The sequence below is a fragment of the Zoogloea sp. GDB6 genome (assembly GCF_056724105.1).
In genome coordinates this window covers 2,481,647-2,495,982 of record NZ_CM161497.1, presented here as the reverse complement: position 1 = coordinate 2,495,982, position 14,336 = coordinate 2,481,647, and the positions used below count along the sequence as shown (strand labels likewise).

Genomic DNA, 14,336 nt, shown 5'->3' with positions numbered 1-14,336 from the left:
GATCAGTTTTGATCGCGCTGGAGCATGGTAGTGAGCAGGTCGAGCAGCATGTCCGTCTCCAGCGGCTTGTCGCAGATGCCGGACACGCCGGCCTGCTCCACGGCGGCCAGACGGCTGGCATCCGACTCACTGGTCACCATCAGGATCGGTACCGCCTGCTGCCAGCTGCGGGTCCGCACGTATTCGACGAGTTCCCGCCCATCCATCTCCGGCATGTTGTAGTCGGTGACGATCAGGTCGACCATCGTGTCACCGAGCAGCACCACGGCCTCCCGCCCGTTGTCCGCCTCGATGAAGTGCTGCAGGCCCAGGTTGGACAGGATGCGCCGGACGAATTTGCGCGCATTGGGGCTGTCGTCCACCAGCAGCACGCGCACCTCCTCCAGGTCGACCTCGTTCTCCAGATCGCGTCGAGTGCCGAGCAGATCCATCGTGCGGCTGATCGCCCTGGCCAGCTGGGAGGCATCGAAGGGCTTGGGCAGGATGCCGCACAGGCCGGCTTGCCGTACGGGGTCGAGGGCCTGCGGACGGGTTTCGCTGGAAATCAGGATGAAGGCCACGTCCTCAAGACGCGGATCGGTGCGCATCGCCGCCACCAGCTCGGTGCCGGGCAGATCCGGCAGATAGAGAGCGCTGAGCACCACATCCGGCCGCTCCACGCGCATGGCCTCCAGCGCTTCCGCGGAGCTGCCGACAGTGCGGACGCGAGTCAGACCGATTTCCTCGCATTCCCGCTGGATGATCTTGGCCTGCAGGGCCGACGGCTCGACGAGAAGGAGCCGGGTGTTTTCGAATCGGGAAGCGGTGTTCGTCATTGTTCTTGTGCCTAACCAGTTTGGACGGCACTGTTAGCGAACAAAAATGAAAAAAATTGAGGTCGATCCGCTAAAAAATGGTGAAAACGGCACTCACGGATCGATCGCCCCCCGGAGCGCGGACGGCACGAAGAGCAAGGGCAGAAGGCAAAAAAAAGCCGGCCAGGGGGGTGGCCGGACTAAAGCTGGGAGTCATCTACAGAACGACACCCGGATGGAGATGACTCATCAAGATGTCGTGCGGTGAATTCTAGCCATTCCGCATTTATATGCAAGTAAGATAGTCACTGAAACGGGCAGCGCCAGGCCGCTAGAAGAACTCCAGCTCGCCACTCGACTCCACTTGCTGCTCCTCATGCCGGTCGAGGCGGAAATCCAGCGTCTCGTTGCTCGCCACCTGCACGCACAGGGTCAGCCTGAAGCGGGCGGTGTCGTTGATTGTGGCCGTCAGCGCGATGATCCCGGTCGGCTGCAGGATCGCCACATGATCCACGCAGGCGCTCTCCAGGAAGAAGGGCGTCGACATGCCGGCATGAAAACGCGCGGAGAGCCCGCGATTGACCGCGCCGCACACCATGTTCACAAATTCCGCGTAGGCATCGAACAGTACCGTTTCGTCCAGCGTCCGTTCATCGAGACCCGCGAGTCCGGCCAGGTGGCTCCTCATCCCGCCCTCCCGCTCGAACTCGAACAGTGCGACGATCCGGAACAGGTAGGACGAAATGTTGAGCACCACCAGATCGGCGGTGGAGCCGCTTCCCGCTTCATCCCGGCTCGCTTGCGGATGGATCTCGCACCTGTCCGACGCAGCATTCACGCTGTGCTCGCGGATGGCCTTGTTGAACAGCCATTCGATGGACTCCCGCGCATCCCGGCTAATCATGCGATCCGTCCTGCCCGGCGACGATCTGGGCGATGCGCTCCGTCGTCGCACCGAGCCCGAACAGCGCAGTGCGGATCATGTTGCCGCTGGCCTGCATGTCCTGGAAGGTGGTCGTGGTGATCAGGTCGTTCTTGTCCAGGTTGGTCTTGTAGTCCTGGGCCAGGCGCGTGGACGTCAGGGCCAGATCGCGCACGCCATCGGCAACGACCGAGAAGCCCCGCCCTTGCTCACCGGCCCGCGCTGCCTCGATGGACGCGTTGAGGGCGAGCATCACCACGCTCTTGTTGATGTTCTGGAACTGCTCGTTCTGCTTCTTGAGCTCCTGATTGTTGCGCAGGATGGCCTGCATCTCGCCATGCCAGCGCTCCAGGCTGCGGATCATGCCCTGCAGGGACGCCACGTTCCCCTGCCAGGCACCCTGCTCCGTGGCCAGCGCGCTGCGTTGCTCGGCCAGCTTCTGCCGGTGCGCCGCATCCAGCGCCGCGAGGGAGGCCGCGTTTGCGGCCTCGGCCTCCTCGCGGCCACGGGCAAGCGCCGCCTGGTGGCTGCTCTGCTGGGCCGCAAGGCACTGCTCCAGCGCATCGATGCGCGCCTGCAGCGAGGCCCGCGTCGCCTCCGCCTCGGCCGGCGGGATGCGCGGCCCGAGCTCGTCGATGAGCCGGTCCCGCTCGGCCAGCGCCGAACGATGGCTCTTGCGGACCCGCGTCCATTTCGACCACCACACGGAGGTGGCGAGGCTGCCGCCGAGCAGCGCGACCAGGAAGGCGTTCAATCCCGTTTCCATCGATGTTTCCGCGTGCCCGCGCTCCTCAGCCGACCAGTTTCTTCAGCGAGCCGACCACCGCCGGGCCGTTGAAGGGCTTGACGATCCAGCCCTTCACGCCGGCCGCCTTGCCGCGCTCCTTCATCGCCGGGCTGTTCTCGGTGGTCAGCATGATGATGTTGACGCTGGCGTTGCGCTGCTCGCCGCGGATCTTCTCGGCCATCGTCAGGCCATCCATGTTGGGCATGTTCACGTCGCTGACAACCAGCTTGATGCCCGGGTCCGCCTTCAGCTTGTCCAGCCCGTCGCGGCCATCCACCGCCGCGCTGACCGTCAGGCCGTTGGCCTTCAGAAAATCGCAGACTTCGTTGCGGACCGTGCTGGAATCATCGACGACCAAAACCTGTGCCATGGGAAATACTCCTCAAAAATTGAAAAACGGATGTTCAGAACAGTTCGAGCTCGCCGGATTCGACCAGCGCCTCGACCGACGGATTTTCGTGAAAGGCTTCCGGCGACCAGCTCAGGTTGAACACGAAGCGCTGGTAAACCGGCACCGCCACGTCCTCCCGCCCCTGCGGACGCAGCGTGTACTTGAAGCACAGCTGCGGATCCTCCGAGCCGAAGGAGATGTAGTTGCGGTGATGGTTGATGATGATCGGCACCTGGGTCTGGCCGTGGAGCCCTTTGTCGGTCGTCCCGACATAGCGGTTCTTGAACGAACCCCAGATCAGGTTGGTGGCCTCGCCGAGCACGTTGTTCAGCTCGCGGAAGCCCATCGGCTCGCGCGCTTCGCAGTCCTCGCCCAGCAGGCGCAGCAAGGCGCTCTCCGAGGCCTGCAGCATCATGTAGCCGCGGCACCAGTTGCTCTCGATGGCGATCATCGTGAACACCTCGCCGTGGATGATCCGGTCTTTCACCAGGTAGGGCGTCTCCATGTCCACCTCGCAGCCGCGGAACAGGCTTTCCAGCGAAGTCCGCGTCATCTCCGCGATGCCGCGCACCAACTCGTTGGGATAGACCCTGCTGAAGATCGAGGCGTCGAGGGAGGCGCGCAGGTGCTGCAGGTCCTGCAGCGTGTAGGCGCAGCGGAACATCGCCGCGTCCCGCTCGGCCAGACCGGCCACACTGGCAACCGCGTCGCGGCGCAGGAAGATCGGCAACTCGGGGCGCAGCGCGTGGATCTCCCGGGCGAGGGCCAGCCCTTCGCCGGCCGGACCGCCGTAGTTCTCGTAAAGCATGATGCCGCCCAGGTCCACGTTGGACCGCAGGATGCCCATCACGCTGCCGGCATCGCCCTGCTGAGGACGGATGCCGAGCAGGCCGGCATCACCGCAGAAGGCCTTCAGCCCATCGAAATGCCCGACCGCGTCGTCGAGGATCAGCACCTTGCTGACGACCAGTTTGTTGCTGTTCATGTCCATGCTCGTCCCCTCAAACCGCTGCCTGCCGGGCCTTTTCGGCTACCGGAAGGTCCGCGTCGCGGGCGTCCGGCCCGATGTCCACACGTACCGCAAAGCTGTCGGGCAGGCAGACGACGATCTGGAACTGGCGGAAGTCAGCGCCTTCGGCATCGTCCAGGAACATGATCTCGATGCGCCCGTGCTCGCGCTTCACGAAGTCGAGCACCGCATCCATGCCAACGCCGCGGCCGGACACCTCGGTCACGTGGCTGGCCGTCGAGAAACCTGCCTGGAAGATCAACCTGGCCGTCGTCACGTCGTCGAGCTGCGCATCCTCGCCGATCAGACCCTTGTTGACCGCGATGCGGCGGATGCGCGCCAGCGCCAGGCCGCGCCCGTCATCGCGCAGCGCCAACTGGAACTGCCCGTCACGCACGTTGGCATCCAGGGAGATGAGCCCGGCCAGCGGCTTGCCGGCGGCCATCCGCTCGTCCACCGTTTCCAGACCGTGATCCACCGCGTTGCGGATCAGGTGCATGAAAACGTTCTTCAGCAGGCTGCCGGCCTGGCTGCGCACCACGTAGCCGTTGTCGTCGATGGTGACCATCGGCGCCACCTTGCCCAGCTCCCGGGCCAGCGACGGCAGGGAATCGAAGATGCCGGACAGCACGTGGCTGATGGATTCGGTGCCGAGCAGGCGCAGCACGCGATGTACCTCGTCGCGGGCGGCGACCAGTTCCCGCATGTTGCCGGTGTTCACCGTTTCCAGGCGCTGCAGGGTGTGCTGGATCTGCTCCCGGTCCACCATCAGGTAGCGCTCGACGCCACCGCGGCGGCCGGGCCCCTTGCGGCCCAGGCTGACCTCGTTGATGCGGGCGTAACGCTCCACCTCGGCGCGCACGCCGTTGAGTTCCCCGAGCAGTTGTTCCTGATCCCAGGCGATGTCGGGACGCGGGCGGCGCAGGGCCTCGTAGGTCTGCTCCGCCTCGTGCACCAGGTTGGTCAGGTGCAGCAGACCGTAGGTGCGGGCGTTGCCCTTGATGGTGTGCATGTTGCGGAACAGGCGATCAATGGTCCCGGTCTGCAATTCGTCGCGCTGGCGGATCAGGGCTTCGTTCTCGTCCACGAACTTGAGGGCGCCGGCGATGAACTCATGGAACTTCTCCTGGCTGACCGCCAGGATCTCGCCGATGATCTCCAGCTCGCGCTTCTGCTCGTTGGCCTCGGCGGCCAGCTTGCGCAGCTCGGTCACGTCACGCACGCACAGCAGCAGGCGCACCGTGTTGCCGTCCGCATCGGTGATCGGCGACCAGTTGAGGTCGAGGATCTTCACGCGGCCGTCGGCCAGGGTCTTCTCGATCTCACCGGGCAGAAGGTGGGCGTTGAACTCGAAGTTCATCGCGTCCTCGCCGATGCAGGCGCCACCAACGGCTCCGATCTGCGACAGCAGGTCGGAGCCCAGATTGGTGCCGGAGAACACCAGCTCCATCATGTCGCGCCCGGCGATGGCCTGCGTCTCGAAGATGCTCTCGAGGAACACCGAATACTCCGGATGCACACGGTTGCCGTCGGCGATGGTCAGGATGCCCTGGGGCATGTTCTGCAGCATGGTCTGGATGTCGGCAGTCTTCTGGCGCAGCTGGGCCGAGCTTTCCTCGATCTTGGCGAGCATCGTGTTGAAGGCGACGATGGAGCGGCCGATCTCGTCCTCCCGCTCGACCGGCAGGCGGCGGCTGAAGTCCTGGTTCGACGCGATCTCGGTCATCATCGACTGCATGCGGCCGATGGGACGTACCACCTGGCGGTACAGCATGCCGCCGACTGCCGCGAGGATGGCCAGCGCGGTCAGCGCCGCCGCCGAGATGCCGGTCACGGTCTGTGCCAGGCTGTCGTTGAGGGCGGTGATGGCGCCGTCCTTGCTGCGGTTCTTCTCGATGCGCAGCGTCTCGACGACGGACTGAATCTCGCGCTGGTACTCGCCCACCGCGCCGAACAGGGCGGCCTCGGCCATCTCCTTCTGGCCGGACAGCTTGAAGCGGGTCGCGTCATCGATGGCCGCGAAGTAGTTGTCGAGACTCTCCTTTGCCTGTACCACGAGGCCACGCTGGGTGTCGCTGGTAGCCTGCGACGCCTGCTGTTCGATGGCCGCCTTCAGGGCCGCCTTGTCGGTCTTCAGCTTGTCTTCGGTCTGCAGCGCCAGCTTGGCGTCCGGTGCCGAAACCAGTTCCATCGTCGTCAGCTGGACGTCCTTCAGGTGGGCGACCAGGTCGGCCGATGCCAGCGCGCTGGGCACGATGCCCTCGGTGACGATGCGCACTTCGGAAGCGTTCCAGCGGGACTGCAGGACCGCATAGCCGCCAATGGACAGCATCGCCGTCAGGCTCAGGACGACCAGCAGGATGATGCGATGTCGGATATTCATGCTCGGTATCGATAGGAATGGACAAAGCCGCGTCGCGCCTTCGTTTCCAACCGAAACCAGACCACCGGCACGGCGAAACAGAAAGCAACAATCTGCGGGAGGCCGGAGTATGTATATCTTTAGTTATATTCTTGTGACGGTCGCTGCATTCAGTAGGCAGGGCCCTTCGGAGGCACCGAACAGCCGTTCGACTTTTCTCGATGCCGATTCACGGCAAGCCCGGCTACCATTCCTCGCAAATTGAATACGGCGCCCCGCCGCATCACACCTTGAGGAATGCCATGTCCGTGACACCCGCTTCGGTCGCACCGCCCGAACACCGCCTCGCAGCGATCCATGCCGCGGTGGACACCCATCGTCCCCGGCCCGGCGCCCTGCTGCCGATGCTGCACGCGATACAGGACGCCCTCGGCTGGGTGCCGCCCGAGGCGATTCCCGTCATCGCCGCCGCACTCAACCAGAGCCGCGCCGAGATCCACGGAGTCGTCAGCTTCTATCACCACTTCCGCACGACGCCGCCCGGACGCCATGTAATCCAGGTGTGCCGCGCCGAGTCCTGCCAAGCGAAGGGCGGCGTGGCGCTGGAAGAGCACGCCAAGCGCAGCCTCGGCATCGACTGGCACCAGACCACGCAGGACGGCGCAGTGAGCCTCGAGCCGGTCTATTGCCTCGGCAACTGCGCCTGTTCGCCGGCCATCCGCGTCGGCGACGAGATCCTCGGCCGGGTCAGCTGCGCCCGCTTCGACCGAGTCATCGAGGGGCTGCGCGAGGAGGTCCTGGCATGAGCATCCGCATCTTCGTTCCCATCGATTCCGGTGCCCTGTCGGTCGGCGCCGAGGACGTGGCCCAGGCCATCGCCGCCGAGGCTGCAGCCCGCGGCCTCGACATCGAAGTCGTGCGCAACGGCTCCCGTGGCATGTACTGGCTGGAACCCCTCGTCGAGGTGGATAGCCACGCCGGGCGGCTGGCCTTCGGCCCGGTGGTGCCTGAGGACGTGCCGGCCCTGTTCGATGCCGGTTTTCACGAAGGCGGCATGCATCGCCTGGGCCACGGGCTGACCGAGCACATTCCCTTCCTCGCCGGGCAGGAACGCCTGACTTTCCGCCGCGTCGGCATCACCGATCCGCTGTCCCTTGCCGACTACGAAGCCCACGGCGGCTTCGAGGGCCTGCTGAAGGCGGTCGGCCTGGACGGCGCCACGATCGTCAAGGAAGTCACCGACTCCGGCCTGCGCGGGCGCGGTGGTGCGGCCTTCCCGACCGGCATCAAGTGGAACACCGTGCTGCATGCAGCCGGCCCGGACAAATACGTGGTATGCAACGCCGACGAAGGCGATTCAGGCACCTTCTCCGACCGCATGCTGATGGAAGGCGATCCCTACTGCCTTATCGAGGGCATGACCATCGCCGGCCTGGCGGTGGGCGCCCGCCACGGCTACATCTACCTGCGCTCCGAATACCCGCACGCCTTCCACACCCTGCAGCAGGCCATCGCCAAGGCCCGCGAGGCCGGCTGGCTGGGCAGCGACGTGGCCGGCTCCGGCCGCAGCTTCGAGCTGGAAGTGCGCCTCGGCGCTGGCGCCTACGTATGCGGCGAGGAAACCGCGATGCTCGAGAGCCTGGAGGGCAAGCGCGGCATCGTGCGCTTCAAGCCGCCACTGCCGGCCATCCAGGGCCTGTTCGGCAAGCCGACGGTGATCAACAACGTGATGAGCCTCGCCGCGGTGCCGCTGATCCTCGCCCGTGGCGCCGCCTTCTATCGGGATTACGGCATGGGCCGCTCCCACGGCACGCTGCCCTTCCAGCTGGCCGGCAACCTGCGCCATCCCGGCCTCGTCGAAAAGGCCTTCGGGATCACATTGCGCGAACTGCTGCTCGACTACGGCGGCGGCTCGGCCAGCGGCCGACCCATCCGCGCCGTGCAGGTCGGCGGCCCGCTGGGCGCCTACGTGCCGGAATCCCAGTTCGACGTGCCCCTCGACTACGAGGCTTATGCGGCGATGGGGGCGATGATCGGCCACGGCGGGCTGGTCGCCTTCGACGACACGGCCGACATGGCAAAGCTGGCCCGTTATGCGATGGAGTTCTGCGCCACGGAATCCTGCGGCAAATGCACGCCGTGCCGCATCGGCTCGACGCGCGGCGTGGAGGTCATCGACCGCATCATCGCCGACGAGAACAGGGACGCCAACCTGGCCCTCCTCGACAGCCTGTGCGACACCATGCTCAACGGCTCCCTGTGCGCGCTGGGCGGCATGGCCCCCTACCCCGTCAAATCCGCCCTCACCCATTTCCCGCAGGATTTCGGCATCGCGCCGGTCACTGCCGAGTAAGGAACGCCCCATGTCCCTGCCCCGCGAAACCGACTTCGGCACGCCAGCCCGCGAATCCGACACCCCGGTCAGCCTGCTCATCGACGGCCAGCCGGTCTGCGTGCCCGCCGGCACCAGCATCATGCGCGCCGCCGGCCAGTCCGGCTGCTCCATCCCCAAGCTGTGCGCCACCGACAGCCTGGAACCCTTCGGCTCCTGCCGCCTGTGCCTGGTGGAGGTCGAGGGCCGCAAGGGCTTCCCAGCCTCGTGCACCACCCCCGTCGAAGCGGGCATGGTCGTCCGCACCCAGACGCCCAAGCTTGCCGAGCTGCGCCGCAACGTGATGGAGCTCTACATCTCCGACCACCCTCTGGACTGCCTGACCTGCTCCGCCAACGGCAACTGCGAGCTGCAGGACATGGCCGGCGTCGTCGGCCTGCGCGAGGTGCGCTACGGCTTCAAGGGCGAGAACCACTTCAGCGAGCCCTGCAAGGACGAGTCCAACCCCTACTTCAGCTACGACCCGGCCAAGTGCATCGTCTGCAACCGCTGCGTGCGGGCCTGCGAGGAAACCCAGGGGACCTTCGCGCTGACCATCTCCGGCCGCGGCTTCGACTCCCGCGTGTCGCCGGGCCAGGACCAAGCCTTCATGGACTCCGAATGCGTGTCCTGCGGCGCCTGCGTGAATGCCTGCCCGACCGCCACGCTGATGGAGAAATCGGTGATCGAACTCGGCCAGGCCGAGCGCAGCGTCACCACCACTTGCGCCTATTGCGGCGTCGGCTGCGCCTTCAAGGCTGAGGTCAAGGGCAATCAGGTGGTGCGCATGGTGCCGGCCAAGGACGGCGGTGCCAACCAGGGCCACGCCTGCGTGAAGGGCCGCTTCGCCTGGGGCTACGCGACCCACACCGACCGCATCACCACGCCGATGATCCGGCCCAGCATCGACGCACCGTGGCAGAAGGTCAGCTGGGACGAGGCGCTGACCTACGCCGCCGGCGAGTTCAAGCGCATCCAGGCCAAGTATGGCCGCGGTGCGGTGGGCGGCATCACGTCCAGCCGCTGCACCAACGAAGAGACCTACCTGGTCCAGAAGCTGGTCCGTACCGCCTTCGGCAACAACAACGTGGACACCTGCGCCCGCGTCTGCCATTCGCCGACCGGTTACGGCCTCAAGCAGACCTTGGGCGAATCCGCCGGCACCCAGGACTTCGCGTCGGTGCTGAAGGCCGACGTGGTGATGGTGATCGGCGCCAACCCCACCGACGGCCACCCGGTATTCGGTTCCCTGCTCAAGAAGCGCATCCGCCAGGGCGCCCAGCTGATCGTCGTCGATCCGCGCGCCATCGACCTGGTGCGCACGCCCCACGTGGCCGCCGCCCATCACCTCAAGCTGCGCCCCGGCACCAACGTGGCGATGGTGAACGCGCTGGCCCACACCATCGTCACCGAAGGCCTGGTGGACAACGCCTACGTGGCCGAGCGCTGCGAACAGGAAGCCTTCGAGGCCTGGCGCGAGTTCGTATCCCAGCCGGAGAACTCCCCCGAAGCGGCGGAGCCCGTCACCGGCGTGCCGGCGGCCGACGTCCGCGCCGCCGCCCGCCTGTACGCCCAGGCTGGCAACGGGGCGATCTACTACGGCCTCGGCGTCACCGAACACAGCCAGGGCTCGACGACCGTGATGGGTATCGCCAACCTGGCGATGGCCACCGGCAACGTCGGCCGGCCCGGCGTCGGCGTCAATCCGCTGCGCGGCCAGAACAACGTGCAGGGCAGCTGCGACATGGGCTCTTTCCCACATGAGCTGCCCGGCTACCGCCACGTGTCGGATGCCACCACCCGCGCCCTCTTCGAGGACGCCTGGCAGGTCAGCATCGATCCGGAACCGGGCCTGCGCATTCCCAACATGTTCAACGCGGCGCTGGATGGCAGCTTCAAGGGCATGTACATCCAGGGCGAGGACATCGTGCAGTCCGACCCCAACACCCAGCACGTGGAAGCCGCCATGGCGCAGATGGAGTGCGTGGTGGTGCAGGACCTGTTCCTCAACGAAACCGCCAAGTGGGCCCACGTCTTCCTGCCCGGCTCCAGCTTCCTCGAAAAGGACGGTACCTTCACCAATGCCGAGCGGCGCATCTCCCGCGTGCGCAAGGTGATGCCGCCGCTGGCCGGCAAGGCGGACTGGGAGGCCACGCTGGCGCTCGCCGCGGCACTGGGCTACCCGATGCACTACGCCCACCCGTCCGAGATCATGGACGAGATCGCCCGCCTGACGCCCAGCTTCCACGGCGTCAGCTACGACCTGCTGGAACGCAAGGGCAGCATCCAGTGGCCGTGCAACGAGGCTGCGCCTGACGGCACGCCGACGATGCACGTGGGCGGTTTCATCCGCGGCAAGGGGCGCTTCATGCTGACCGCCTTCGTGCCGACCACCGAGAAGGTCACTCGGCGCTTCCCGCTGATCCTCACCACCGGCCGCATCCTCAGCCAGTACAACGTCGGCGCCCAGACCCGGCGCACCGCCAACGTGGCCTGGCACGACGAGGACCGGCTGGAGATCCATCCGGTGGACGCGGAAGACCGGGGCATCCGGGATGGCGACTGGGTCGGCATCGCCAGCCGGGCCGGCGAGACGGTGCTGCGTGCCACCATTACCGAGCGCATGCAGCCAGGCGTGGTCTACACCACCTTCCACTTCCCAGAGTCCGGCGCCAACGTGATCACCACCGACAACTCGGACTGGGCCACCAACTGCCCGGAGTACAAGGTCACCGCCGTGCAGGTCAGCCTGTGCGCGCAGCCTTCCGAGTGGCAGCAGCGCTTCGCCCGCCGCCGCGACGAGCAGCTCGAACTGCTGCGCCGCGCCACCTCCACGACCGGCTGACGCACGCAGCAACGCATCGCCGGCCTTAAAAACCACGAGGCCCGCAGACGCCCTCCTTTCGGAAGGGTTCTGCGGGCCTCGCCACGCCACCGGCCGGAACGCGAGGTCCGGCCGGTTCAGTTCAGGACTGAAGCGGCAGGACGCGGATTACTTGTCCTTGTGGTTGAAGTCCACGCGACGGTTCTCGGCGTAGCACTTCTCTTCGTGACAGTCGGCGCGGGGCTTCTCGGAACCGAAGCTGACGGCCTCCAGGCGGGCGTCGGAGACACCCATCGTGACCAGCGCCTTGCGCACGGCTTCGGCACGCTTCTGGCCCAGGGCCAGGTTGTACTCGCGGCTGCCGCGTTCGTCGGCGTTGCCTTCGATGCTGATCGCGTCGTTGGCGTGGGCATTGGTGAAGGCGGCCTGGTTCTTCAGCACGTCGGCGTACTTGGCTTCGATGTTGAACTTGTCGAAAGCAAAATAAACGCTCTGCTTGCCCAGCGCAGCGCGCTCTTCAGCAATCTTGCGGGCTTCGAGTTCAGCGGCGGACAGACCTTGCGCGGGGGCCGGAGCCGGAACAGCCTTGGACGCCTCAGCCACCGGTTGCTCGGTGGTAGCGGCGGTCTTCGGCGCGTTCGACGAGCAGGCGGCCAGCACGGCGGCGGCCAGTACGGTCAACAGGGCGGACTTTTTCATGAACTACAGGCTCCTCTGGGGTGGGTGGGTTTCAAGGTCGCTGAATATAGTGAGGCCGCGATGCTTGCGCAAGTTGGGGCGCCCACTTATAGGGATCAGCTGCAGCAAAAGTGATGTTTTTACGCACGATATGGACCATATTCAACAGATGCGGCAACATCGGCGCCCCGTCCATGGTCGCCCGACAATTCCTTCATGAGCCTGACAGTCTCGTCCGTTCTGCGTCTACGGTTGTTGTCCCTTCTCGCTACCGCCAGCCTGATCGGCTGCCAGGCCATTGCTGCAACGCCAGACGATGTCGTACCCGTGCCGCCGGAAAGCACCGACAAGCCTCATCCGCAGTCACGGCATTCCGGTTGGTCGAACATCGTGGCTACGCTCGGAGAGCGTGCGCGCGTCCTGAACATTCCATTCCGTACCAGCGAGAGTCCCGACAGCATCGACTTGTTCCTGGACACCCGGAGCACCTTCCTCGACGATGGACGGGAGCTCTCGCCGGAATTCACGGCCCTGCTGGTGGAGACCGTCAGCCTGCTGCAGACCATACCGGCGGCCCAGATCCGGATCGCCGGCTTCGGCGAATTTCCGGCCGTCCGCTACAACCCCGTCACACTTGGGCTGCGGGTTCGCCGCCTGCGAAGCGTACTGGCCAATGAAGGTTTTCCCGTCCGTCAGATCCGCGCCCTGGTCAAGGACCATCAGACCTTCACCGGCCCGGACTTTCTCGCTGGTCTGACACGGACCGGGCGCATCATCGAACTTCGGATTTCTCCCCGTTGAGCGGTTTGCCTTCCAGCCGCAGGATGCCCAGCGCCTTGAGGATGTACTTCTCGTAGATCGGCTCGGACGTACCGGCCTTCACCTTGTGCAGGAAGTACTTCTCGAAGGCGACCTTGGCCAGATGGACCCACTTGCCCTTGCGGAACCAGTTGACGTTGCGCGGCGGCAGCTGCGGCAAGGCGACGAAGGCCGCACCGCTGTCGCCCATGTCCGCAAGGCAGATCGCGTTCCACGTACCCTTGGCGGTCGCTTCCTTCCCTTCCAGATCGGCGGCGATGTTGTCCACGATCGCCGTGACCATCGTCTCGATCATGTAGCCGGTCTTCGGCGCACCGGTTGCCACTGGGGTCACCTCCACCGGCGGAATGGCCACGCACACGCCCGCCGCGAAGATGTTGCGGTACGCGCGGCTGCGCTGATGCTCGTCGATCAACACGAAGCCCCGCGGATTGCACAGCCCTTCCACGCCGGCCACCGCATCCACGCCCTTGAAGGCCGGCAACATCATCGCGTAGCGGAACGGCAGCTCATGATCCCGCAGCGGGTTGCCCAGACCGTCGAGCTCCGTCGTATGCAACAGGCCCGGCTCCACGCGGCTCGTCTTCGCGTTCGTCACCCACTTGATGTCATGGTTACGGAACTCGCTTTCCAGCATGGACTTGGAATCGCCGACGCCGCCCAGGCCCAGGTGACCGATGTAGGGCTCGCTGGTCACGAAGGTGATCGGCACCTTGTGGCGCAGCTTGCGGCGGCGCAGGTCGGCGTCGAGGATGAAGGCGAACTCGTAGGCCGGCCCGAAGCAGCTGGCGCCAGGCATCGCACCGACGATCACCGGGCCGGGGTTGTGCAGGAAGTCCTGGTAGGCCACGTGGGCCCGCTCGGCGTGGTCGGTCGTACAGATCGAGTGGGTGTGTCCGTCGACCGGCCCGGCACCAGGCACCTCCTCGAAGGCCAGCCTGGGGCCGGTCGTCAGCACGAGGTAGTCGTATTCGAGCGTGCTGCCATCGACGAGTTGCAGTGTATTTTGCGCGGGCAACACGGTGGCGGCGGCTTGCGCCACGAAAGCAACCCCCTTCTTCTCGAGATGGGGACGCAGCGGCACGGTGATCGCGTCCCGCGTGCGTGTGCCCACCGCGACCCACGGGTTGGAGGGAACGAACTGGAAGTAGTCGCTCGCATTGACGAGCGTGACTTCATGCCCCTTGCCCAGCCGGGCTTTCAGTTCATAAGCCGCGGGTACTCCACCGATGCCCGCACCGACGACAACGATCCTGGCCATGTGTCTCCTCCTCGTGGGATGGGTTACAATTAAAATATTAGTATTTTCTAATATTAAACCCAAACCAAAAGCGAAAACCACGTTCACGCACTTCAGGCGCGAACGTCAGTCACGCAAG

12 protein-coding genes are annotated in these 14,336 nt (G+C 65.6%); 4 read left to right on the top strand and 8 right to left on the bottom strand.

Annotated features, from left to right (window positions below; translation table 11 throughout):
* Positions 1 to 2: 2 nt before the first annotated feature.
* The 6 genes from AC1PQG_RS11230 to AC1PQG_RS11205 form a co-directional block, all read right to left on the bottom strand.
* Complete coding sequence (locus AC1PQG_RS11230; protein ID WP_481122649.1) at positions 3 to 815, bottom strand: response regulator; 813 nt, start codon at positions 813 to 815, stop codon at positions 3 to 5.
* Between the two features lie 310 nt (positions 816 to 1,125).
* Positions 1,126 to 1,698: a hypothetical protein gene (locus AC1PQG_RS11225; protein ID WP_481122648.1), complete on the bottom strand. Its 573-nt coding sequence runs from the start codon at positions 1,696 to 1,698 to the stop codon at positions 1,126 to 1,128.
* Positions 1,691 to 2,482 carry a methyl-accepting chemotaxis protein gene (locus tag AC1PQG_RS11220; RefSeq protein WP_481122647.1) on the bottom strand — a complete coding sequence of 264 codons (792 nt, stop codon included), beginning with the start codon at positions 2,480 to 2,482 and terminating at the stop codon, positions 1,691 to 1,693. Before AC1PQG_RS11220 ends, AC1PQG_RS11225 begins: the two co-directional genes overlap by 8 nt.
* A 25-nt stretch (positions 2,483 to 2,507) precedes the next feature.
* Positions 2,508 to 2,873, bottom strand: coding sequence for a response regulator (locus AC1PQG_RS11215; protein ID WP_481122646.1), 366 nt, complete (start codon positions 2,871 to 2,873; stop codon positions 2,508 to 2,510).
* A 34-nt stretch (positions 2,874 to 2,907) separates the two neighbouring features.
* A complete protein-coding gene (locus AC1PQG_RS11210) occupies positions 2,908 to 3,879 on the bottom strand; it encodes a chemotaxis protein CheX (protein WP_481122645.1) in 972 nt (323 codons plus the stop codon).
* 16 nt (positions 3,880 to 3,895) lie between these two features.
* Positions 3,896 to 6,286 (bottom strand): HAMP domain-containing protein, encoded by a 2,391-nt coding sequence (locus AC1PQG_RS11205; RefSeq protein WP_481122644.1) that lies wholly within the window; start codon positions 6,284 to 6,286, stop codon positions 3,896 to 3,898.
* Positions 6,287 to 6,567: 281 nt separating this feature from the next.
* On the opposite strand from AC1PQG_RS11205, the gene AC1PQG_RS11200 reads away from it, so the two are divergent.
* From AC1PQG_RS11200 to fdhF, 3 genes are read left to right on the top strand one after another with little or no spacing between them, the layout of a single operon-like run.
* Positions 6,568 to 7,071, top strand: a complete 504-nt coding sequence (locus AC1PQG_RS11200) for a formate dehydrogenase subunit gamma (RefSeq protein WP_481122643.1) — start codon at positions 6,568 to 6,570, stop codon at positions 7,069 to 7,071.
* Positions 7,068 to 8,618, top strand: a complete 1,551-nt coding sequence (locus tag AC1PQG_RS11195; RefSeq protein ID WP_481122642.1) for a formate dehydrogenase beta subunit — start codon at positions 7,068 to 7,070, stop codon at positions 8,616 to 8,618. Before AC1PQG_RS11200 ends, AC1PQG_RS11195 begins: the two co-directional genes overlap by 4 nt.
* A 10-nt stretch (positions 8,619 to 8,628) precedes the next feature.
* Positions 8,629 to 11,481, top strand: coding sequence for a formate dehydrogenase subunit alpha (gene fdhF / locus AC1PQG_RS11190; RefSeq protein WP_481122641.1), 2,853 nt, complete (start codon positions 8,629 to 8,631; stop codon positions 11,479 to 11,481).
* A gap of 147 nt (positions 11,482 to 11,628) precedes the next feature.
* Here the strand turns inward: fdhF and pal are convergent, their stop codons facing one another.
* A complete protein-coding gene (gene pal, locus AC1PQG_RS11185) occupies positions 11,629 to 12,159 on the bottom strand; it encodes a peptidoglycan-associated lipoprotein Pal (RefSeq protein ID WP_481122640.1) in 531 nt (176 codons plus the stop codon).
* 195 nt (positions 12,160 to 12,354) lie between these two features.
* Between pal and AC1PQG_RS11180 the strand changes: the two genes are divergently transcribed.
* Positions 12,355 to 12,939 (top strand): hypothetical protein, encoded by a 585-nt coding sequence (locus AC1PQG_RS11180; protein ID WP_481122639.1) that lies wholly within the window; start codon positions 12,355 to 12,357, stop codon positions 12,937 to 12,939.
* Here AC1PQG_RS11180 and AC1PQG_RS11175 read toward each other — a convergent pair.
* Positions 12,911 to 14,218, bottom strand: coding sequence for an NAD(P)/FAD-dependent oxidoreductase (locus tag AC1PQG_RS11175; RefSeq protein WP_481122638.1), 1,308 nt, complete (start codon positions 14,216 to 14,218; stop codon positions 12,911 to 12,913). The two genes, AC1PQG_RS11180 and AC1PQG_RS11175, sit on opposite strands and share 29 nt — an antisense overlap.
* Between the last annotated feature and the right edge of the window lie 118 nt (positions 14,219 to 14,336).